Here is a 20361-nt window from a genome sequence, read left to right on the forward strand (position 1 = left end):
AGGCCGCTTTATCCTAGGTAGATATAAATTTTCTAGCAGGCGGTTTTTTCGCATCGCAGACATAAGTTGGCTTCAAGGCGAATTGTATCTGCAATTAATGAAGCACCACTGCAATAAATTATTGGGATAACCTACTGCGCTATTGATTCTTTTAATAATTACACTTGGGAGTCCACTCTACAATTTCCGCTAATGTCTCCAGACTGCCGCTAACACCATTCCATGAGGCCACATCTCAAACCCTTCAGCCAGTACAATGATCTTATCAAAATGAGCTATCCCGCATCGCATAAACTATTAATTAACATCGTTTAAATCCGGCTTCCCATCGGGATTATCATCCCGCATTGCATCTTTCCTCCCACTCAGTAGCCCTGTCTGATCCACATCTTCAGAACATGATAACAGCTCTTCAGCACGCTTTTTGGCGCGCTCCTTTCTCCACTTTTCATATTCAGGAGTGCTCTTTAGGGGGCGTTTTTCATTGGTCATACAATGCTCCCCCAACAGTAATCACCACAAGAGTTATAAGTGAAGCCCTTGCTGGAGTAATAGTCGCGTACCTTTTCGTTAACAGGCTTCATAATACGAATCTCATGAGCGCCTATCTGTTCTGCATATTCCTCCAATGCCAATAGCGTTAGAGGTAAAATCTTCGCACGCAGGGGGTGGTTATGTGGTGCCGCTTCGAGGGAGTCTAGCCGAAGCCGTGCCCCACTCCATGTGGGGCGCCCCAATGACAGTGCGCACAACTGATGACGATGCCAAATACTCAGCTCAAAACGCTTTGGGTTGGTAAATGAATACAAGTCATATTCCCTGGACCAGTCCCAATCCAGTTTTCTAAGTGGGCTGTCATTACAGGACTTGGCTTGCACCAACGCCCGAAAGTTAATTTTATTATTATGGGAATAAAAAAGGCGCTACAGCGCCTTTAGGTAAAAAATAATATTTACTCTCAATCTTTAAATTCTACGAAGTCATCGTCATCAGTGTCAGAGAGAGGATTCTTCTTTCGATGTTCTTCAAACTGTTTACGGAACGGCTTGCCAAAACTTTCTTCATCTTGTGCTGGCCAACCCACGTCTATTCCACCAAGCAGCTCCGCTAGAGGAATCCAACCTACTATTTCAGCACTGTATCCGAGTTGCCATTGGCCATCTACCCATGAAGCCACATCGTAAGCACCAAATCCATGAGGATAACGAACTGCAACAATATACTCACCAGATGTTGTTGGCTCACTTTTTTCTTGCCACATAGCTTGAAAACTACTGTCTTCGGCCACTGTTATTTCCTCATTCGAAACTGTTCAGCTTTATCGATCAACCAATTCATGTAATTGAAATCCCGCGCTTTCTGGTGGGCTCCGGCAGCAATAAAGTCGATCACATAGTATGTGTTAGGTGTCATCGAAGCTTCTGTATAAATCAATGCACTATCACTGGTTCCTGCACGAATATGTACAGTCTTTACTTTGTCAAGGATATGTACATGACGCAACTTGGCTCTTTCTGCGTAAGGTTTTGGGTCATGATATGGAACATCCTTACCAAAGTAGTGAACCGTATTTCCAGACTTCCAACGTTTAAAGTCACTAATAAGTGCTCGCAAATCGCTATTGGACTGACTTTCCTGATCAAGCTCTTTGCGGACGAATACTTTAATTGTTCCTTCTTTCACTATAAGGCCCAGCCGTTATCTATTTAACTTCCACGTAATCAAGGGGGCTGCTACTGTTCTTGGCCTTATCGGCTTTAGTTTTAGCACGCTCAAACCCTTTCGCAACCTTTTCCAAGGATGCCTTATTTGGGGTAAAGGCCTGTTTTACTCGCTTCCTTTCACTCATGCATTTCACCTTCGGACATTAAATGCTTATAAATTGTACGCCAGCGATTGAGAATATCTCAAGATTAAAAAGTACAAATATTACGTCAACTCCACCTGATGTTTCTTAAAGTTCTCCGCCTGCTCCAGAATCTCTTTAAACACATCATCATTGGCAATCGGTGGATAGCCGAACTCCGCTAACAGCAGAATCAGCTTCACTTGCAACTCAGCCTTAATATCTTCCCGCTGGTTCCAGGCGGGAAAGCTGGCGACACTGTCGACTTCCTGTTTGGCGCGCCTGGCGAGTTCGATAAGCTTGTCTTCCGGGTAAGAAAAGTCGTACTTCACCGAGAGAGACTTAAGGATATCGTAAAAGGCTTTTTCTTCGTAATTGATCCCCATATCTGCAAATGAGGTCATTTCAGTTTTGAGATCCTGGTAGAGGTCAATAATCTCGTTGGAGAAGTCCTCCAATACACTGCTGACCAGCACATCCTCTTCCTTGCGCTCGTTGTACTTTTCTACCAGGGCTTTGAACTTCTTACTGAAGTCGACACTTTGCATTTTATTGGTTTTGGCCACCTCGCCGATGGCTTTTTCCAACAGTTTCTGTAACAGCTTGATCTTGGTATTTGGCAGTTTGATTTTTTCGATTTTGGCCAAATAGTCTTCATCGAAAATATCGATGGGGCCGCCGCCCTTTTCTTCACCGAGTTTAAAGATTTCCTCTACCCCATCGCTGCGAATCGCTTCGGCGATCATCTCACGCACTTTGATATTCATCTGTGCAGTATCTGGAGCGTCACCTCGGGTGAGTTTGAAAATAATCGAGCGGATGGCCATATAGAAGTGAATCTGGTCCCGCTCGGTTTGTGTAATTTCCTCATTGCCACAGCAAATGTCATAGGCCGCCTTTAAGCGCTTGGCGATATCCATAAAGCGCTTTTGGGTCTTCTCGGTTTGCAGGGCATACTCGGCCGCTTCATTGAGGCAGTTAAGCTGGCTTACCGGGTCGCCGCTAAAGTAGCCGCTGCTGTCGAAGTGGTGAAACGCTCGGTTGAGCAAATCCAGATGATTGCGCACTTCTACAATAGAAGCCGCGATATCTTCAAAGTTGTCCGTATTGCTGCCGCCAAAGGTTTTCAGTGCTTTATTCATATTGGTTTTGATACCAATATAATCCACCACCAACCCTTTACTCTTGCCCTCAAATTTGCGGTTTACCCGCGAAATCGTCTGGATCAGGTTGTGCTTTGATACCGGCTTATCGATATACAAGGTATCGAGAAACGGCACGTCAAAGCCGGTGAGCCACATATCCACAACAATGGCGATTTTGAAGTTGGATTTAGCCTGCTTGAATTGGCGGTCCAGTTCTTTGCGATCTTCTTTGGTGCCGAGTTTGTCCCACAGCACCTTGTCATCATCTTTGTTGCGGGTCATCACCATACGGACCCGCTCGGAGGGTTTTAGCTCCTTGCGCTCTTTCTCGGTTAACTGCTCACCCTCGGCACAGGCCAGTACCTCAAACCACTCTGGGCGCAGGGCTTCCAACTCTTGATAGAATTGATAGGCAATTGGGCGGGAGCTGCTCACAAACATCGCCTTGCCGGCGACGGTGGAGCCCTCTGCCAGGCGGTTTTCGTAGTGGGCGACAAAGTCCTTGGCCAGGGCGCGGATACGATTCTCGTCCCCCAGTATGGCGTTCATACTCGCCATGGCTTTTTTGCTTTCGTCTATTTGATACTCGTTCGCGCCGTCTTTCTCACACTGCGCGTAGTACTCCTCAATTTCCTTGAGCTTGTCGTTATCCAGAATCACTTTCGCCGCGCGGCCCTCATACACAATGCGCACGGTGATTTCATCTTTCACCGATTCATTCATGGTGTAGCGATCTACCGTGGGACCGAAGACATCCAGGGTGGCGTCGATGGGGGTTCCGGTAAAACCGACATAGGTGGCGTTGGGCAGTGAATCGTGCAGGTACTTGGCAAAACCGTAAGTTTTCTTAACCCCTTTATACTCTCCCTTCTCTACCACTGTGATTTTTTGATCCAGGTTAATCTGGCTGCGGTGGGCCTCATCACTGATACAAATCACATTGCAGCGCTCAGTCAGCAACTCAATATCTTCGGTAAATTTATGGATGGTGGTCAAAAAGACACCACCGCTCTGGCGACCCTGCAATTTTTCACGCAGATCCGCGCGGGAAGTTACGCTTTCTACAATCTGGTCGCCAATATAAATTTTGGCATTGGTAAATTGCTGTGACAGCTGGTCGTCCAGGTCTGTGCGATCGGTAATCAACACAATGGTGGGGCTTTCAAAGGCAGCGCTTTTCATCAGCAGGCGGGTTAGGAACTGCATGGTAAAACTCTTACCGCAGCCGGTGGCACCAAAATAGGTACCGCCTTTACCATCGCCGCTGTAGCCCCCTTTGCCATCGGGCCTTTTTAGGTGTGAATAAATATTCTGGTAGAGCTTGGTGGCCGCGTAGTACTGGGGATAGCGGCACACGATTTTGATTTCCTGATGGGTTTTATCGGGGAAAAAGATAAAGTGGCGCAATACCTCGCGCAGGCGGCGCTGGTCGAACAACCCCTGCAATAAAGTGGTGAGTGAGTCCAAGCCATCTTTACTGAGGGTTTCCTCACCGGTAATTTTTCGCCAACCGTAGTAGAACTCATAGGGCGCAAACAGGGTGCCCATTTTATTGTTGACGCCATCACTAATCACACACAGGGCGTTATACACAAACAGCTGCGGAATATCCCGGCGGTAGCGGGTGCAGATTTGGGTATAGGCATGGTAGATAGTCGCTTCCGGCCGGATGGCACTTTTAAATTCAAACAGCACCAGGGGCAGGCCGTTAATATACAAAATGCCATCGGGGATACGCCGCTCGCCACCGCTGGCCGAGGCCACACCCTCAATTTCCAGCTGGTTAACGATCTTATAGATATTGGTCGCACCTGTTCTATAGCCTGCGCCCCCCTCTTTGACAGGTGTGGCTGGCAGTGTATCCACCTCACCCTCAGTGGGGATGCGCATCTCGGTCAGGTCGCTGTAATCAATCAGCTGGATATAGAGATCTTTTTGCGTGTGATCTTCCCGCTTAAACAAGAAGCCATCACTGAGCCATTTGCAGAACTTTTTATTGCTGTCATACAAATCACTGGGGGAGAGCAGCTCCAACTGGCGAATAATGCTCTCCACCTCGCTTGCAGTAATACCTTCCGCCGCATACTGCCTGCTCAGAAAACTGCGTAGATCTTCCTTGATCAAGACTTCCGTCGCCCCTCGGGGCCCATCGGTACTTTGAGAGAGCGCCTCCCCAGTAATATGGGGATAACCCTGCTGTCCCAATAGCTGAATTATGGCGTTTTCTAGTTGGGCTTCGGTAAACTTCATTGAAAATCCTTTTTCATTCTGCCTTTAGGCTACTGCATCACTCACTTCTGTTTCCAGATCTGGAATACGCAACTCACCTGAGATTAATTTAGGGAGAAGCGTGTCACGGAGTCTGGCTAATACTTGACTTTCTTTGCTTAAGGAAACTGCTTTATAAGAAAAATGCTCTAACTTTTTGTCGATCACGGCCAATGCCTCTTTACCAGGCACTAGGATTTTTTGTTCCGACAATATTTTTCGACTCAGTTCGGTCTGACCAGTGCTGCCTTCTCCCAGAGACTCAACATAGGACTCAAGTGAAAGCATCATTTGTCCAAAGGCAAAAATTGGATACACATCCTCCCTAGGCCGAACAACAGTAACATGTGAATCCACAACTGTTGTTTCGGGCAGATACTTAACCTGAGCCATCCGGCCTAAAGTGCCAACGCCTGTTGAATTAATTAGCATGTCGCCAATCTTTAGCTCTCGCCCAATTGTTTTTCTTAAACTGGGGTCATTTCTTCGTGAAAGTTCAAAATTAACCTCATGATTTCTAATACATTTCTGATTAAGTACAACCGTACCTTCCTCTTCAGTATATTTAGGAGATATACCACGGCGTAACTCTGTCGTAATTTCTGCAAGACTATTTATCCCCCACCCCTTCGGCACCCAACCCAAAGCCTCAGTTTGCTCGAACTCACAGGGAAAGTGCTGACGAATAGCTTCCGGCAGGGGTTTATGATCCGGCTTGGCCAGTTGTTGCTGGCGGCGTTGGGCGCGGGCTTGCAGGGCATCGGGAATGGGCTTGCCTGCCGCGAGGGCGTTATCGATAACCGGGTCAAAATCTACAAACCAACTTTTAAACAGGGCCTGGGCCATTTGTTCTAGGGTTTGGTTGGTTTGGCGGTTGAGATGAATTTTATTCTCGTATCTTTCTAGGGCTACACCAATTTTCTTTTGCTCATCTTTATTCTTGGTAGCCCAAACTAAAAATGGATATACTGCATTTCTATTTAACGATTTTTGAGCACTTCCAGAATTGAATTGATCAAAATCTATCTGAGATAATAAGTAATAAATATAGCGTTCATCATTTCCTTTGAAGTCTGTTACATACAGAGCTGTATTTAAAGGCCAAAAATCGCTATCTGAGTAACTAACAACTCCCATAGAGTTTCCGCTACGACCAATGACTATCCCTGGTCCCTTGCATTTAGCCTCATCATGATAACCAGTAAGACCTGAGGACCCCATAATCGGTATTTCCCCTTTTCGCCGGTCTTGTGATGGAAGGTCATGCCCTCTTTGGAGAGCTACGAGATCACCTAATGGAATTTTTCCCCACTCACTTGCCATAACCCAGCACCCCCAGATTCTGGCAAATAGCTTTATCCAACGCTTCGGCTTCACCCATCTGTCGATACAATGTCTGGCTTAACTCACGCATTTTCTCTTCGAAAGGAATACCATCATCTTCCAGCTCAGCAGCCCCCACATAGCGCCCTGGAGTCAAGACATAGTCGTTGGCTTTAATCTCTTCGAGGCTGGCGGCTTTGCAGTAACCGGCAATATCCTCATAGTCACCGTCTTTTTCTTCACCGCGCCAAGCGTGATAGGTTTGCGCAATTTTGGCGATATCGTCAGTGGTCAGCTCTTTGTGGATACGGCTGGCCATAGTGCCCATCTGGCGGGCGTCGATAAATAGGGATTCGCCTTTGCGCTCCCGGTAGCCATGTACCTTGTCTTCCCCTTTATTTTTGGTGAGGAACCACAGACATACGGGAATTTGCGTGGTGTAAAAAAGTTGGCCCGGCAGGGCGATCATGCAGTCCACATGGTCGTTATCGATAATCTCCTGGCGAATGGTGCCTTCACCACTGGTATTGGAACTCATAGAGCCGTTGGCCAATACAAAGCCGGCAGTGCCGCTCTCGCTCAGCTTGCTTAACATATGCAAGATCCAGGCGTAGTTGGCATTGCCGGTGGGCGGTACGGTATAGCCGCCCCAGCGGGGATCATCAGTCAGCTCATTATCTGCCCGCCACTGTTTCTGGTTAAACGGCGGGTTGGCCAGTATATAATCGGCCTTCAGGTCCGGGTGCTGGTCCTTAAAAAAAGTATCCCCAGCTACTTCTCCCAGGTTGCCGCTAATACCGCGTATGGCCAGGTTCATTTTCGCCAGTTTATAAGTGGTGCTGGTGTATTCCTGCCCGTAGATAGAAATATCTTTTTGGTTGCCGTTGTGGCTGTTCACAAACTTAATGGACTGCACAAACATTCCACCGGAGCCGCAACAAGGGTCGTAGATCTTGCCCTTGTAGGGTTCGAGCATTTCCGCCAGCAGTGCCACTACCGATTTCGGTGTATAGAACTCGCCACCACCCTTGCCTTCAGATGCGGCAAATTTACCCAGGAAGTATTCGTAAACCCGGCCCACCAGATCCTCTTCACTGATATGACACTCGCTGGCAAGGGTCTCGATATTGTTGATGGTATCCAGCAGTGCCGCCAGCTTACTGGCTTCCAGGCCCAGGCGGGAGAAGTAGTTATCCGGCAGTGCACCGGCCAGAGATTTATTGGCCTTTTCAATGGTGTGCAAGGCGGTATCGATTTTAAGGGCGATATCGTCCTGCTTGCTGTGCTTGATAATGTAATCCCAGCGCGCGGCTTCTTCCAGATAGAAGACATTACTCTGGGTGTAAAACGGCACGGTATCGACAAACGCCTCTTTGCCATCCTCAATCAGCGCCTGGCGGTGGGCCTCAAACTTATCGCTAATAAACTTGAGGAAGATCAGGCTCAGGACGATATGTTTGTATTCGGAGGACTCTACTGAGCCGCGCAACTTATTGGCGCTGTCCCAGAGGGACTCTTCAAAAGAGACGGTTTGCTTGGGTTTTGCGGACTTCTTGGCCATATACAGCGTATTCCTTGGTGTTTTCGCCCTCCCCGGCATCACTATTGGGCAAGGCGACAGATCTTATTGCGCCTAATTTTGCCCGATTCCGGGGGGACTGTCGCCCCGCACAAAAGTCAGTCTCTCCAGTCATTAAGGCCCTACTTATCGCCGCGCAGTGTTGGCACATTGGTACCCAGTAATAACCCATTAGCCAACCGCAGCTTTTCAGGTTTATCGCTTCCGACTAATACAGTTAGCCATGTGCCGATTGTACAAATTTTCGACAAAATCATTTCGGCTTTTACCCATGGGATTTGCCTGATTGGTAGCCACTCACATTTAACCCACTTTTAATTTCGGGCCAGGCTTCGCCCTTGACACGCCTACAGCGAGTTTCAATGATTGCAACCACCAGCGGCCAGTTCAGCCTCCGCCCCTGCGCAAGCCATACAAAAAGCTCAGCGGGACGGCCAACGAGTTAAAAAATTTAAGCAATAGGGAATCGAAGTATGACCAACGCATGGATGATCCGCGCCGGGCGCGGTGGTATTTACAGTGAAGACTTCGAGAAAGGCTTTGCCGCAATCGGTTGGTCACAACTGGGAGACCTAAGCCAGTATTCAAGCACCGAGCGCTTGCGGGACGAATACATCAAGATTTACGGCAATGACAAACCCTCGGCCACCGCCAACGCCCTGGCTATGATCCTGAAGTTTCGCGATCAGATTGCCGCTGGCGACTATATTGTGAGCTACAACCCGGAGACACGGAACTACCTGTTGGGCGTCGATAAAGGGGAGTATCTCTACCAACCGGATATTATCGGCGACTACGCCAACTTACGTAAGGTGGAATGGCTCGGTAAAGTCAGCCGTGACCAGCTGCCCCAGAAAGCAAAGAACTCCCTCGGCTCCACCCTCACCCTCTTCTCCTTAAGCCAGGAAACCATTGACGCCTTCCTAACCATATTCGAGGGCCGTACGCTAACGCCGCAGGAAGACGAAGCCGCAGAAACTGATAGCGCACAGCTCAAAGATGAAACCGTGGCCCAGAGCCACGAACTAATCAAAGACAAGATCGCCGCACTGTTGCCCGAGGAAATGGAAGAATTGGTTGCGGCGATACTGCGCGCAATGGGTTTTAAGGCCAAGGTGTCCCCCAAAGGCCCTGATCGCGGTGTCGATGTGATCGCCTCACCGGACGGCCTGGGCCTTACCCAGCCGCGCATTAAAGCGGAAGTGAAACATCGCGATGGCTCCATGGGTGCCCCTGCCATACGCGGCTTTATCGGCGCCCTGCGGGAAGGGGACTCGGGCCTATTCGTCAGCACTGGCGGCTTCACCCGCGAAGCCCGCTACGAAGCCGACCGCTCCACCTTCCCCCTCACTCTGGTGGACCTCGACGACCTGGCCGATCTTATCGTCAGCCACTATGAAAGCTTCGATTTGGAAGGACGGGCACTGATGCCTCTGGTGCGTATTTACTGGCCAGTGGATTAAGACAGGCGGGCTAGTACCGTGATCGAATATCGCTATCCAGAAGAGAAAACCGTTGCCCTGTTTTTTGCTGAAATACTGCAAGATGTAGTGGCAATGGATATTTTAGAGCGTGGATATGTAACCTCTTCAGAAGAAGCCACTCATCTCAGCAAGTTCTTCTGGGCCATGGTTGATAAATCCGCTCAAGAGCCAGAGCTACCTTGCGAGGCCAGCTCTGAATACTGGCTAGAAAAGCTGTATAACAGCTTTGGCGGACACCTTTTCGAAAAGGGTTATGAGCAGCAGTGGGATGAAGAAATTGATAATGCTTAAAATCCCACCCATTTATGTATAAGCTGAAAAATGGGATAGCCGAAGTGACATATAAAATCAGCTTTAATTACACGGACTTCTATAACTTAGATTTTAATCTTGAAGAACTTGGGGATACTCTTGATGAAACTCTGGGTGAAGATGAGTTCTACAGTTATAGCTGGGACAATATCTCTCTTAAAGAGTATTGGGTAGATATAGGCGCAAAGTTTGTAGATGTTGGGCTTAACAACAATGCAAATCCCGATATTACTACATGGAACGGCGCAAACTTAGTATTATCGCCGCATGCCTATGGCAAACTGAAAAACCACCTCAGACCACTGGGGGAGTTTCTACCACTCACTATCAACAATCAGATTTATTGTGTTTTCAACTGCCTAAATACTGTGCAGGCGGACAAGCGTGTAAGCAAAGCAGACATTGTGGATAATTTATGGATGGGAGTGAAAAGCATAGGATTTGATGAACGTAGTGTTAAAGACAATCTAATTTTCAAGAGCAAGTTTGACCGCTGTTCAGCGCTCTATTGTGGAGACAAGTTCAAAAGTTTAGTAGAAGAGCTAGGCCTTAAGGGGCTTATATTCAACAAAGACCTCCTAACCTCTTTCTAATTTGTACGTTAGTGGCACAATCAATTGGAAAGTTAATCCGTACAAGATAATTAGTATATTGAGCAAACTTAAAACCTAATATTTGCAAGCGATGATTGAATTTAGCGAGCACGAAACCACTATCAAGGGTGTGGTATTATATTATTCCAGAAAATTAGAAAATCAATTTGCCGAGGATCTCGTACTCGGAATAAATGATATCACTTCCGCTAACGAAGCCAGAAATCTCACCCAGTTTTTCTGGGACATGGCAGACCAAGCAGCTGAAGATTACCAGGTCGACAAAGAGTTAGAGTTTGAAGTGGATCTTGAGAGCTGCATGGAAAAGCTAATGAATATTTTCATCGGACATATCAAGAAAGCAGGCTTTAACCAACAATGGGTTGAAGAATCCAACAGAATTAACGGCGCGAAAAATAGTTTGCAAAATTGATATTTAGCGATTCTAGCTGTCAGGAATATTGGTAGATCTAGATTAATCCTAATCTGGATCTACCAATTTAATACGCCTCTTCCGCAAGCGCTCAATAAAACCTGCTCTTCAACTCATACGGCAAACCTACCACACCTCCTTGCCCTTATATCTCATTGATATGACCACCTTAATCATTATTAATCTCCAGAATCTCGGATTGGGATGCCATCTAGACAGAGCAAAGACGATAAATATTCCCTCAGATTGCCGCTAAAACCTTTAAAATCTGCATTTTCCATATAAATCAGTTAGTTAGGCTATTAAAATCTCTTAACTTAAAAATCAAGAAGGCTTAATTGGAGACCAAATGCCCGTGAGAACACTGTAATTACCACTCTCTCATTGACGAAGCCGCCAGATATTAATATATTAATCAACGTGAGTAGCGATAGTCGGTGTCCCTTTGGGGTAGCTCTCATGGCACCAGTTAACACTGGTTTCCACCAAAGTGTGGTCATAATCAAGACGCCCGACAGTGATTATGCAGAGCCCCGGTTTTCCGGGGCTTTTGCATTTTTGATGCTTATAATCGTTTTCTGAGATATTCCGACAAAATCATACAAAAGCGTTTACCGCCGTGCCCCCGCACATCAAACGGACGATTTCTCCGCCAGTGCACACTGCGAACCCAAAGCTCCAACTGTGGATCGCGCTTACTTTTGAAATTTAAACGCATACAGATATACCAACCCTGCTGCTCCTTAAACCCAGAGCGACTTTCTTGCCGATAAATAATTTCCCTACTTCCCCCTATAAGGCAATTTCGGTATGTCAGGTCACGAATAATCTCCGGTAACTGTTGCGAAAAGTCCCATCGAGCAGGGCAAAAAACTCTCTCTTCCACATTGCCGCCACGCTTTGATTCACGAACCATTACGTGACTATCTAAGTCTTCAGAATTTCGTGACCGCGTAAAACAATGGTTGGAAAAAATAACTCGGCAAGCAATATCTGTCGCAGGCTCTCCCTTTTCCATCTTCACACCATATGAAGTCTCGAATTCCTGTGTGTGCTTTAGGTTGTAGATATTTCCCGTATCGGGACAAATCCATTGCCATTTTTTCTTATCGTACATGGAGGCTAACCGGCAAATTTAATAAGTAGACCTAAAGGAAAATTCATTATCCTGCACTTACCAACTAATTCAATATCAAATAAATTATGACCGGATAATTCAGTTTAAACGTTTAATCAACACATAAAGCCAAACTCAATTTAACCGGACACATCCAATAAGAAATTGATACCCACAAGACAGGTGGAAAAAATATAGGCGCCCAAATAATCTTATTGGATTTTATTCAGTTTTCTTCGGCGTCAAAGCTGCGTAGAATCGAGTGATATTTATCAACATTTTGGGCAGTGATAAAACCGGCTTCTACAAGCAAGCAGCCCAAGATAAAACAAGAACATCAATAATTTTCTAAAAGACCCATTCTCAAAGGAGAACGGTAGCGTGACGTAAGAATAAGTAAAAGGCGCTGACCCAAGGTGCGGCAACACCCGGGGTCAGCTAACCAAATTGATAAATACCCTATCAAAGTGGCTACATGAATGGTACGCTAGAAACCCTCTCGTCTTCAATAAAAGGTTGCAAATTCAGTAACCTGAGGCGATTCCCCAAGCACAGGGAGTCTAGCGCCCGCCTTTTCTTCTTTTACGCCTACCGTTCTCGCGCCCCTCCTAATACCTGCAACCGATATTACTTTCCTGGCCTTCCCGTTGCGGGAGGTTTGCCAATGCATTGCGTCTCATTAGGAAACCAATATGTTGATTTTAAACCGCCGTACAGGCGAGAACCTCAGGATTGGGGAAAACGTCTCAATAACAATATTAGAAGTTAAAGGTAATCAGGTGCGGGTAGGTATAATCGCTCCCAAGACCTTACCAGTTCACCGTGAAGAGATATATAGGAGAATCAAAAGACAACAGAGGCAAGACAATGGGGGGATAAAAAAACAGATTCTCCTGTAGAATGAGTCCTAACAATCCTGCTTAGGCCCTACTGCTCCAAGGACGATAACAACCGCAACCCTTGTATAATCGAACAATCTGTCCAGCATTTAGGGTTTCCCTATTCCAAAGGCCCTAAATACTGGACAGAAAACTTTTACAGTTCCTAGGTAAGATCAATTAATATAGCAATTTACCCAGCTGTACCACTTAATGCAGACGATGCAAAAGCCGGCAGAATACGTTGCTCTATCAAACCCAAGGTTTTGTCATCATCTCCGCGACCGGTGATCGCAATCACTAAATCCAGGTCTTCAATGGAGATCACATACTGGCCACCACCGCCCCAGCCAAACTTTGCGACATATTTATTGTTACCAACTTTCAGTGGGGTTCGCCAGAAGAAGTAGCCGTATGAAAAATTGGTATAGTCAAATTCATCATCTGTAGGAATAGCCACTTTACCAGTAGCCTTAGCAATATATGCCTCCGGAATTAACTGGTAGCCGTTCCATTTCCCCTTATTAAGTACCAAAGTGCCCCACTTAACCATACTGCGCGATGTCATCATGGCTCTAGACCCCGCCTGGGGCACGCCGCTTACAGCTTCCTTCCAGTGATAGATATCTATCCCCATCTTCTCCAGCAGCTCTTTTTTAATAAAGTCGCTCGCGGAACCGGGGACTACAGCATCCAGAACCAACATTGCAATCATTGGGTCCGAGCCTTGATATAAATAAGTTTGAGAATCAGAAGTGATCGGCTTACTGTGACTTAGATAGATTTGGGCTAGCTTTTTCCCGGTTAACTGCTCTTTGTTTTCCAGTAAGGCATCGAGTTTTTCCTCATCAATACGGATCCCTGACTGCATGCTCATGGCATGATTCAATGTGATAAGGTCTGCGCCTTTAACAAGTTGCTTCCTGTCCAGCCCTTTCAAAAAGGAAATGACAGGCTTATCCAGGTCTGCCATGGTCAAATAACCTAACTGAATTGCCCGTCCAATTGCCAGGGCTGTATAGGCCTTGGTGGCAGATGCTTGCGGGTGGGGCAAATTGACACGGCCAAGAGAGTAGTAGGATTCAAATACCAGTTTATTATTTTTGGCGATTAGTAGGCTGTCGTAAGGTGTATGTTGGTTATCCGCTATTTCCTGAGCCAACTGTTGCAAGCTCTCTTTGATTGTATCTATCTCACCAACAGAAATACCGTCTTTTCTATCCGCCGGGGCTGTATCAATAAACGCTTTTTTTAGCTTTGGTGTGGATCTCTCCAGGCTCGGGAGGTCACTACGATAATCGGCCATATTTATTTCTGGTGCCTGCATGTCTCCTGCGCTTACAGTAGCGCTTATGCCGTACATTAAGCCGATTGTGATTAGTTTCTTAATAATCATCTTATATCCTCAATTTATTTTTGAAATATCTATAAATATGGCTGGATATACTATTGATTAATGTTTCAGCTTATCGGAAAGCCAATAGATACTGCGAACTGACAGCTTTGGAAATACCGTAGTATGATTCGCCGATTCAATTACCGCCGGTTCCAAGGATAAGTTGGCCAGTTTTTGGTTCTTTAACTCACTAACGAACCTTTCTACCGTAGCGCCCAGTTCCTTCTCTAATGCACCGTAAGCAATAAATACATTGGTTTGTTTTGGTAGATCCATCAATGGTTTATTGGGTTTTGATTCAAGTCGCGAATCCATATAAGTGCCTATCAACCTTGATGGGCTACCGATAATGTAGTTCTGAAAAGTATCTGGTTGGCTTATTAAGGCATACACACCAAAGAGCCCCCCGAATGAGTAACCGAAATAAGTACGATTATCTGGATTCGCGCGGTAATTGCTTTCGATATACTTAATAACGTCATTTCTTATAAATGCGAGATGCTTATGGGCCTCTCCTTTATTAGAGCCATTATCTATATTGTCAGAGGCGAATGCTGGCTTAAAATCCCGATATCGACTCGACCACTCTTTTTCAGTATCTGCTATATCCTTCTGCCAGCTGATACCAACTAAAATGGCATCTTCCAGTGCGTATTCAGTGGTGGCAGATAGCATTTCAACTGCCCACAAAGCATCTGTATAGTAAATAACCGGATGCTTTTTAGTATCGCTCTTCTCATACTTCTCAGGCAGTTTAACGAACAGCTCATATTCTCTGCCATTACTGGAATCCTGAATGGGTATTACCTGGATTGTGGATAACTCCAAGGCCTTATGCTCACCTGCTTTAAGGGCCGTTATAGGTAGCAACAAGAGGAAGGCTACTAGTAAACGCTTTTTCATATCAGTATTTACACCGTTACATGTGATCGGAGAAGCGCTCAATCTAAACAAGAAGCCTATGAAACACCTGAAGTGCTCCTGACTTTTGAATGACTTTTTGCTGTTGCCATTAAATGCTTATTTATCAATGAGTTACAAAGTACGCTTCAGCTGTAATCAGGGTTTATGCTAGTATCGACTGCAAAAATTCAGCTCAAATTTTGTTCAGGTAGATACATCAATGGCTTTACAATATTGGGTGGGTGACTTCTTTGTTGATTTATCCAGAAACCAGATCACCCGAAGTGAGCAATCGCAAACTATCCCCCCAAAAGCCCTTGCCGTCTTAACCCACCTGGCAAAGCATCAGCGAAAAGTGGTGAGCCAGGATGAGCTACTGTCTGAAGTCTGGCCCGATACAATAGTCACACCAAATACGCTGCAAAGAAGTATTGCGCAACTTAGAAAAGCCTTAGGCGAGGATCGAAAGCAGCAGTCTTATATTAGAACTCACGCCAAACAGGGTTATAGCCTGGAATGTGATATTGTTTGGCAAGATGGTGATTCTATTCCACAGGATAAGACAGCACCGGAAGAGGAAGCTCCCTCCCCCACTCCCCCTAAGCATGAAATAGATATAACACCGGTTAATCCAAACCACCAAACCCAGGCGATTAAACCAAATCGGTTTCCAATCTTTGCACTTGTCGGGTTGGTATTATTAGTATTTGTTGTATTTAAATACTCTCCACCCGAACAAAGCTCTCAGCTTGTATTTGATCGATTACAGGCAGTAACTGCAACTGACCGTAAAGAGTTTAGCCCCTCTTATTCGCCAGATGGTGAATATATTATTTTTAATCGTTATTTGGATAAGCTCTGTGTTAATAAAATCTGGGCCAGGAATATACATACCCAGAAGGAGACGGAATTAACTCCAGAATGGGGTACTTATGGCCGCCATACACTATCACCAGATGGCAAGAAACTGGTATTTATTTCCGAAGAAGACTGCACCATACCGCTAACCCAGAATACCTGTTACAACCTGGTAAGCCTGGATTTTCAAAAGGCATTAGTCAGCCCACAGCAGCCAAATGTATTAATGCGCTGTAAGAACTCGGCCATTAAGAACCCCGTATGGTTAAATAACAATGATCTCGCTATTCTGCATAAAGAGACTGACCGTTGGCGGTTGATCAACTATTCAGTCAAGGATAATACCAGTCGAGTCCTTTATGATCTGGAGAATGGAAATCTGGCCTACTTTGATTACTCAATAAACAATGGCTTAATAGCCGTAACCAGCCATCATCAAGATGGCCAGCTTTATATCGATATGTTGAATTCCAAGGGAGCGCTTTTATCCAGCCACCCGGTAGACTATCCAGATGAAATCCCTCAGCGCAGGACTATATCCCCTAACTTTTCGCCGCTTAAAGATGAGTTAATCTTCAGCACAGGACGACGACTCTTCTCTCTCACTTACAATGGAAAGGTAAGTAAGCTCGATTTACCTTTGGATCAATCTGCCAGCACACCCGATTTCCACCCAAATGGACAGAGGGCGCTCCTAATTAAGGGCCGATACGATAGTGATATTGCATCAATACCGCTTAACCAACCTGAGTCCATCGATACGCCTTCGGACGAAGATGTCAGCGAACTCTACCCAAGCACAACACGGTCGATTTTGGGAGAGGATGATGGCATTTTCCAACCCAATGGCAACTTGATTGCGTTTACCTCCAGGCGCTCTGGTGAAGATCAGGTGTGGATAACTGATGGCAGCGATTTACGGCAAGTTAGCCAGTTTCCTATGGATACCAATATCTACGGTATTAGCTGGTCTGCCGACGGCAAAAGCATACTGGCGAGTGCCAATCAGATACTGACTAAAATCTCCCTAGACGGTAGCAGAGAAGCCTTCTCACTAGCCCATCCAATTGACCGACTATTCCAGTGGGATAGTGTGAGTAACCTCGCGCTGTTAACTTTAACGGTTAAAGGCGTTACAAAGTTTGCAGAAGTAAACTTGGATAATCTTGAAGTTAGCATTATCAACGATACCCAAGTTAACTGGGCCCAACGAAGCGAGGATGGCCGACTGATCTATATGGATCATATGAACCGCTTCTGGCAGCCCGGCCCTGCGGAAGACCATCTAATCGAAGAGCTGGTTCATCAGGGCAGTGAGAAAAGGTTTGTGCTCAAAGAGAATGTGATTTACTCAATCAATCGAGATGATCAGTTATGGTCTTACGACCTCGACACCAGTAACTTTTCTATTTTGAGAGCAGTGCATAGAGATATCGATTATTTGACTGATATTAATCAGGAAAACCTAATGATTACCTATGTTGTTGCCGCTAAAAAAGAAGTGGCTGAGTTATTCTTACGGGAATAGAAATACAGTCTGTTTTAGTTTTAAAAAGTAAGATGGTTCGCTATAAACCATCTTACTTTCCCACCGCGATCTAATTCCAAATATTATTCTTTTGTATACTTCTAACGCTCAATAAAGGAGCCAATTAGTTACCCAATAGGCTACTTAAAAAGTTTCATAAGCTGTTCAACCATCCACATATGAAGCTGGCTATGGTTAGATCGACTATGCCATGCTGCTATAACCTCAAATTTTGGTGTTTGCGTGTCCAACTCAAGAGGAATAACTTTTTTGTTGGGTAGTAGTCTTGAGGGGTAGAACGCAATTGTGTCTGTCGCAGCAATTATATCTGGAGCGGCGGAAAAGCTGGGTATCGACATAACAATATTGCGTTTTAGCCCCTGCATCGCAAACCATTCATCGTGTGATCCTTTGAGGTTTGCCCTTGATGGTGAAATGATCAATTGCGGAAGCTCGGCCACGTCTGCCAACGTTAATGACTTACCCTTCAGCGGAGACTTTTTTCCCGCGATACAGACATGCTGCTCCTCAAATAGCAATTTGTATGGTAGGTCATCCGGAATGAAATCAGGAAAGGTGAGCGCTAAGTCGATCTCACCAGCCACCATTAACTGATTGAGATTATCTGTTTCAAAGTCCCTGACGATAACTTTAAGTTCCGGGGCAGATTTACGGACAACCTCTAATAGCTGGGGCAGTACCGATTGAATCGCGTAATCCGTGGCACTAATACTAAAAATCCCTTTATAAGTTGCCGGATCAAACGCTATTGGGGTTAGCAGTGACTCTACATCCTTCAAAATACTACTGATCCTGCCTCCCAGCTGCTCAGCAACAGGGGTGGGCACCATACCGTTGCCTTGCCGGATAAACAGACGGTCATCAAACACTTCTCGCAGCTTACGCAACTGTTCGCTTATCGCTTGCTGGGTTAACCCCACCTTTTCGGCTACCCGGGATAGGTTTCTCTCTTGAAGCAGTGCTTCCAGTATACGTAGCTGTTTTAGGTCCAGGCGGCTTATACCATTCATAGTTGTAACCAAGACAAAGAGTAGTTGTTTCAAATTGTATCCTTGCCTACCTATCATTCCCACCATCCTAAGTCAGAGCTAAATCTGGCTGGGGCCGGACAGCTGCCTCCGCCAGTACGCTTCTTATTGTTTGGAGATGGATATGAAACAAGCTTCTAAGGCCTTTGCTCCACAAGAGTTTTATCAACTGTTTATCGGTGGTGAGTGGATTGATAGTGCCTCGGGCCGTTCGATGGATAGCCTCAACCCTGCTACAGGGGAACTATTGACCCGCATCCCACTGGCCGATTCTCGGGATATTGATGCAGCAGTAAACTCAGCAGAAAAAGCCTTTCTCAGCTGGAAACATACATCTGCTGTTGAGAGGCAAGATGCCCTGCTCAAAATTGCCGATATGCTCGAGGAAAAAAAGGAGTTCTTCGCTTACTTGGAGGCGTTAGAAACCGGCAAGCCAATCCGCGAAACCTCCAATATTGATATCCCTTTAGCAATTGATCATTTTCGTTATTTCGCGGGTGTAATCCGCTCCCATAGCGATGAAGCGGTAATGATCGATGATAAAACCATGAGTTTGGTTTTTAGCGAGCCAATGGGCGTAGTTGGCCAGGTAATTCCATGGAATTACCCTCTTTTGATGGCTGCCTGGAAGATTGCACCAGCACTTGCAACCGGAAACACAGTGGTTATTAAGCCATCTGAAATGACCTCATCCAGTTTGTTGGAGCTGACAAAGATTTTCAAAGCGATATTGCCCGATGGTGTAGTGAATGTAGTTACCGGCATAGGTCCAGAGGCAGGCCAGGCTTTACTGGATCACCCTAAAATCGCAAAGCTGGCTTTCACGGGATCAACCGGTATCGGCTATAACGTGGCCAAAGCTGCCGCTGACAAATTAGTACCGGCAACTCTGGAACTGGGTGGCAAGTCAGCCAATATTGTTTTCCCTGATGCGAACTGGAAAAAAGCACTCGAGGGCGGGGCCCTTTCTATTCTGCTTAACCAGGGACAAGTCTGTGAATCTGGTGCCCGCCTTTTTGTCCACGAAACTATCTTCGACCGTTTTACCACTGAATTAAAAGCCAAATTTGAATCTGTAAATGTCGGCGATCCCATGGACCCCAGCACGCAGATGGGCAGCCAGATCAGTGAAGCTCAAATGAACCGTATTCTTGGTTACATCGATATCGCCAAAGAAGAAGGTGCAAAAATCCTGACTGGTGGTAAGCGATTACAAAGGCCGGGATTAGAACAGGGTTTTTATATTGAGCCGACAATCATTACCCATGCCGACAACGCAATGAAAGTCGCTCAGGAGGAAATCTTTGGCCCTGTTGTAGTAGTGATCCCATTCTCCTCTGAGGAGGAAGTTATTGCGATGGCCAACCAGTCCGATTACGGCCTGGCAGGTGCTGTTTGGACTCAGGATATCAACCGTGCACTGCGCGTTGCACGAGCTGTGGAAACCGGCCGCATGTGGGTAAATACCTATCACGATCTTCCAGCCCATGCACCGTTTGGCGGTTACAAGAAATCAGGTATCGGACGTGAAACTCACAAATCGATGATTGATGCCTACACCCAAAAGAAAAATATCCTAATCAGCCTTAATGAAGAACCACTGGGCCTTTTTTAAGCCGCTCACTTTGGTTAGCTTTTAGCAGGAAAGT

General features: G+C 46.0%; 19 protein-coding genes. 7 read left to right on the forward strand and 12 right to left on the reverse strand.

Translation table 11 applies throughout. From position 1 onward, the window contains the following. Window positions 1-297: 297 nt before the first annotated feature. The 8 genes from BTJ40_RS18525 to BTJ40_RS18555 all read right to left on the reverse strand — a co-directional run bounded on the left by BTJ40_RS18525 (window position 298) and on the right by BTJ40_RS18555 (window position 8143). Window positions 298-492: a hypothetical protein gene (locus BTJ40_RS18525; protein ID WP_108734463.1), complete on the reverse strand. Its 195-nt coding sequence runs from the start codon at window positions 490-492 to the stop codon at window positions 298-300. Beyond that, window positions 489-878, reverse strand: a complete 390-nt coding sequence (locus BTJ40_RS18530) for a hypothetical protein (RefSeq protein WP_157954159.1) — start codon at window positions 876-878, stop codon at window positions 489-491. The genes BTJ40_RS18525 and BTJ40_RS18530 overlap by 4 nt, the downstream gene beginning before the upstream one ends. Before the next feature lie 80 nt (window positions 879-958). Beyond that, entirely contained in the window at window positions 959-1288 is a 330-nt protein-coding gene (locus BTJ40_RS18535) for a hypothetical protein (RefSeq protein WP_202862826.1), read from the reverse strand. A gap of 2 nt (window positions 1289-1290) precedes the next feature. Next, window positions 1291-1683 carry a type II toxin-antitoxin system YafO family toxin gene (locus BTJ40_RS18540; RefSeq protein WP_202862827.1) on the reverse strand — a complete coding sequence of 131 codons (393 nt, stop codon included), beginning with the start codon at window positions 1681-1683 and terminating at the stop codon, window positions 1291-1293. Window positions 1684-1702: 19 nt separating this feature from the next. Next, window positions 1703-1849: a hypothetical protein gene (locus tag BTJ40_RS22415; protein WP_157954160.1), complete on the reverse strand. Its 147-nt coding sequence runs from the start codon at window positions 1847-1849 to the stop codon at window positions 1703-1705. 80 nt (window positions 1850-1929) lie between these two features. Beyond that, window positions 1930-5241 (reverse strand): type I restriction endonuclease subunit R, encoded by a 3312-nt coding sequence (locus BTJ40_RS18545; RefSeq protein WP_108734466.1) that lies wholly within the window; start codon window positions 5239-5241, stop codon window positions 1930-1932. Window positions 5242-5265: 24 nt separating this feature from the next. Continuing rightward, window positions 5266-6582 (reverse strand): restriction endonuclease subunit S, encoded by a 1317-nt coding sequence (locus tag BTJ40_RS18550; RefSeq protein WP_108734467.1) that lies wholly within the window; start codon window positions 6580-6582, stop codon window positions 5266-5268. Further along, window positions 6572-8143 carry a class I SAM-dependent DNA methyltransferase gene (locus tag BTJ40_RS18555; protein WP_108734468.1) on the reverse strand — a complete coding sequence of 524 codons (1572 nt, stop codon included), beginning with the start codon at window positions 8141-8143 and terminating at the stop codon, window positions 6572-6574. Before BTJ40_RS18555 ends, BTJ40_RS18550 begins: the two co-directional genes overlap by 11 nt. A gap of 491 nt (window positions 8144-8634) precedes the next feature. On the opposite strand from BTJ40_RS18555, the gene BTJ40_RS18560 reads away from it, so the two are divergent. The 4 genes from BTJ40_RS18560 to BTJ40_RS18575 all read left to right on the forward strand — a co-directional run bounded on the left by BTJ40_RS18560 (window position 8635) and on the right by BTJ40_RS18575 (window position 10983). Then, entirely contained in the window at window positions 8635-9624 is a 990-nt protein-coding gene (locus tag BTJ40_RS18560) for a restriction endonuclease (protein WP_108734469.1), read from the forward strand. 18 nt (window positions 9625-9642) lie between these two features. Beyond that, entirely contained in the window at window positions 9643-9936 is a 294-nt protein-coding gene (locus BTJ40_RS18565; protein WP_108734470.1) for a hypothetical protein, read from the forward strand. A 44-nt stretch (window positions 9937-9980) separates the two neighbouring features. Further along, window positions 9981-10550, forward strand: coding sequence for a hypothetical protein (locus tag BTJ40_RS18570; protein ID WP_157954161.1), 570 nt, complete (start codon window positions 9981-9983; stop codon window positions 10548-10550). Between the two features lie 91 nt (window positions 10551-10641). Further along, a complete protein-coding gene (locus BTJ40_RS18575) occupies window positions 10642-10983 on the forward strand; it encodes a hypothetical protein (RefSeq protein ID WP_108734472.1) in 342 nt (113 codons plus the stop codon). A 565-nt stretch (window positions 10984-11548) separates the two neighbouring features. On the opposite strand, the gene BTJ40_RS18580 is transcribed toward BTJ40_RS18575, so the two are convergent. Beyond that, window positions 11549-12100, reverse strand: a complete 552-nt coding sequence (locus BTJ40_RS18580; protein ID WP_108734473.1) for a hypothetical protein — start codon at window positions 12098-12100, stop codon at window positions 11549-11551. 692 nt (window positions 12101-12792) lie between these two features. Between BTJ40_RS18580 and csrA the strand changes: the two genes are divergently transcribed. Further along, window positions 12793-12999, forward strand: coding sequence for a carbon storage regulator CsrA (csrA, locus tag BTJ40_RS18585; protein ID WP_108734474.1), 207 nt, complete (start codon window positions 12793-12795; stop codon window positions 12997-12999). 172 nt (window positions 13000-13171) lie between these two features. Here csrA and BTJ40_RS18590 read toward each other — a convergent pair whose 3' ends face one another. Next, window positions 13172-14374: a serine hydrolase gene (locus tag BTJ40_RS18590; RefSeq protein ID WP_108734475.1), complete on the reverse strand. Its 1203-nt coding sequence runs from the start codon at window positions 14372-14374 to the stop codon at window positions 13172-13174. Between the two features lie 57 nt (window positions 14375-14431). Then, on the reverse strand, window positions 14432-15277 hold the full coding sequence (locus tag BTJ40_RS18595; protein WP_108734476.1) for an alpha/beta hydrolase: 846 nt from the start codon (window positions 15275-15277) through the stop codon (window positions 14432-14434). 220 nt (window positions 15278-15497) lie between these two features. Here BTJ40_RS18595 and BTJ40_RS18600 point away from each other — a divergent pair, with 220 nt between their 5' ends. After that, complete coding sequence (locus BTJ40_RS18600) at window positions 15498-17663, forward strand: winged helix-turn-helix domain-containing protein (protein WP_108734477.1); 2166 nt, start codon at window positions 15498-15500, stop codon at window positions 17661-17663. 140 nt (window positions 17664-17803) lie between these two features. Here the strand turns inward: BTJ40_RS18600 and BTJ40_RS18605 are convergent, their stop codons facing one another. After that, the gene (locus tag BTJ40_RS18605; protein ID WP_108735348.1) at window positions 17804-18694 is read right to left on the reverse strand and encodes a LysR family transcriptional regulator; all 891 of its coding nucleotides are present in this window, start codon (window positions 18692-18694) and stop codon (window positions 17804-17806) included. 142 nt (window positions 18695-18836) lie between these two features. On the opposite strand from BTJ40_RS18605, the gene BTJ40_RS18610 reads away from it, so the two are divergent. Then, window positions 18837-20327 (forward strand): aldehyde dehydrogenase family protein, encoded by a 1491-nt coding sequence (locus BTJ40_RS18610; RefSeq protein ID WP_108734478.1) that lies wholly within the window; start codon window positions 18837-18839, stop codon window positions 20325-20327. Window positions 20328-20361: the final 34 nt, after the last annotated feature.

The sequence above is a fragment of the Microbulbifer sp. A4B17 genome, from assembly GCF_003076275.1.
Lineage (GTDB): Bacteria > Pseudomonadota > Gammaproteobacteria > Pseudomonadales > Cellvibrionaceae > Microbulbifer.

Excerpts from the sequence above, each read along its gene's own strand:
- BTJ40_RS18525 (WP_108734463.1), bottom strand. The coding sequence starts at position 492 with ATGACCAATGAAAAACGCCCCCTAAAGAGCACTCCTGAATATGAAAAG.
- BTJ40_RS22415 (WP_157954160.1), bottom strand. The coding sequence starts at position 1,849 with ATGAGTGAAAGGAAGCGAGTAAAACAGGCCTTTACCCCAAATAAGGCA.
- BTJ40_RS18545 (WP_108734466.1), bottom strand. The coding sequence starts at position 5,241 with ATGAAGTTTACCGAAGCCCAACTAGAAAACGCCATAATTCAGCTATTG.
- BTJ40_RS18550 (WP_108734467.1), bottom strand. The coding sequence starts at position 6,582 with ATGGCAAGTGAGTGGGGAAAAATTCCATTAGGTGATCTCGTAGCTCTC.
- BTJ40_RS18555 (WP_108734468.1), bottom strand. The coding sequence starts at position 8,143 with ATGGCCAAGAAGTCCGCAAAACCCAAGCAAACCGTCTCTTTTGAAGAG.
- BTJ40_RS18560 (WP_108734469.1), top strand. The coding sequence starts at position 8,635 with ATGACCAACGCATGGATGATCCGCGCCGGGCGCGGTGGTATTTACAGT.
- BTJ40_RS18575 (WP_108734472.1), top strand. The coding sequence starts at position 10,642 with ATGATTGAATTTAGCGAGCACGAAACCACTATCAAGGGTGTGGTATTA.
- BTJ40_RS18580 (WP_108734473.1), bottom strand. The coding sequence starts at position 12,100 with ATGTACGATAAGAAAAAATGGCAATGGATTTGTCCCGATACGGGAAAT.
- csrA (WP_108734474.1), top strand. The coding sequence starts at position 12,793 with ATGTTGATTTTAAACCGCCGTACAGGCGAGAACCTCAGGATTGGGGAA.
- BTJ40_RS18590 (WP_108734475.1), bottom strand. The coding sequence starts at position 14,374 with ATGATTATTAAGAAACTAATCACAATCGGCTTAATGTACGGCATAAGC.
- BTJ40_RS18595 (WP_108734476.1), bottom strand. The coding sequence starts at position 15,277 with ATGAAAAAGCGTTTACTAGTAGCCTTCCTCTTGTTGCTACCTATAACG.
- BTJ40_RS18600 (WP_108734477.1), top strand. The coding sequence starts at position 15,498 with ATGGCTTTACAATATTGGGTGGGTGACTTCTTTGTTGATTTATCCAGA.
- BTJ40_RS18605 (WP_108735348.1), bottom strand. The coding sequence starts at position 18,694 with ATGAATGGTATAAGCCGCCTGGACCTAAAACAGCTACGTATACTGGAA.
- BTJ40_RS18610 (WP_108734478.1), top strand. The coding sequence starts at position 18,837 with ATGAAACAAGCTTCTAAGGCCTTTGCTCCACAAGAGTTTTATCAACTG.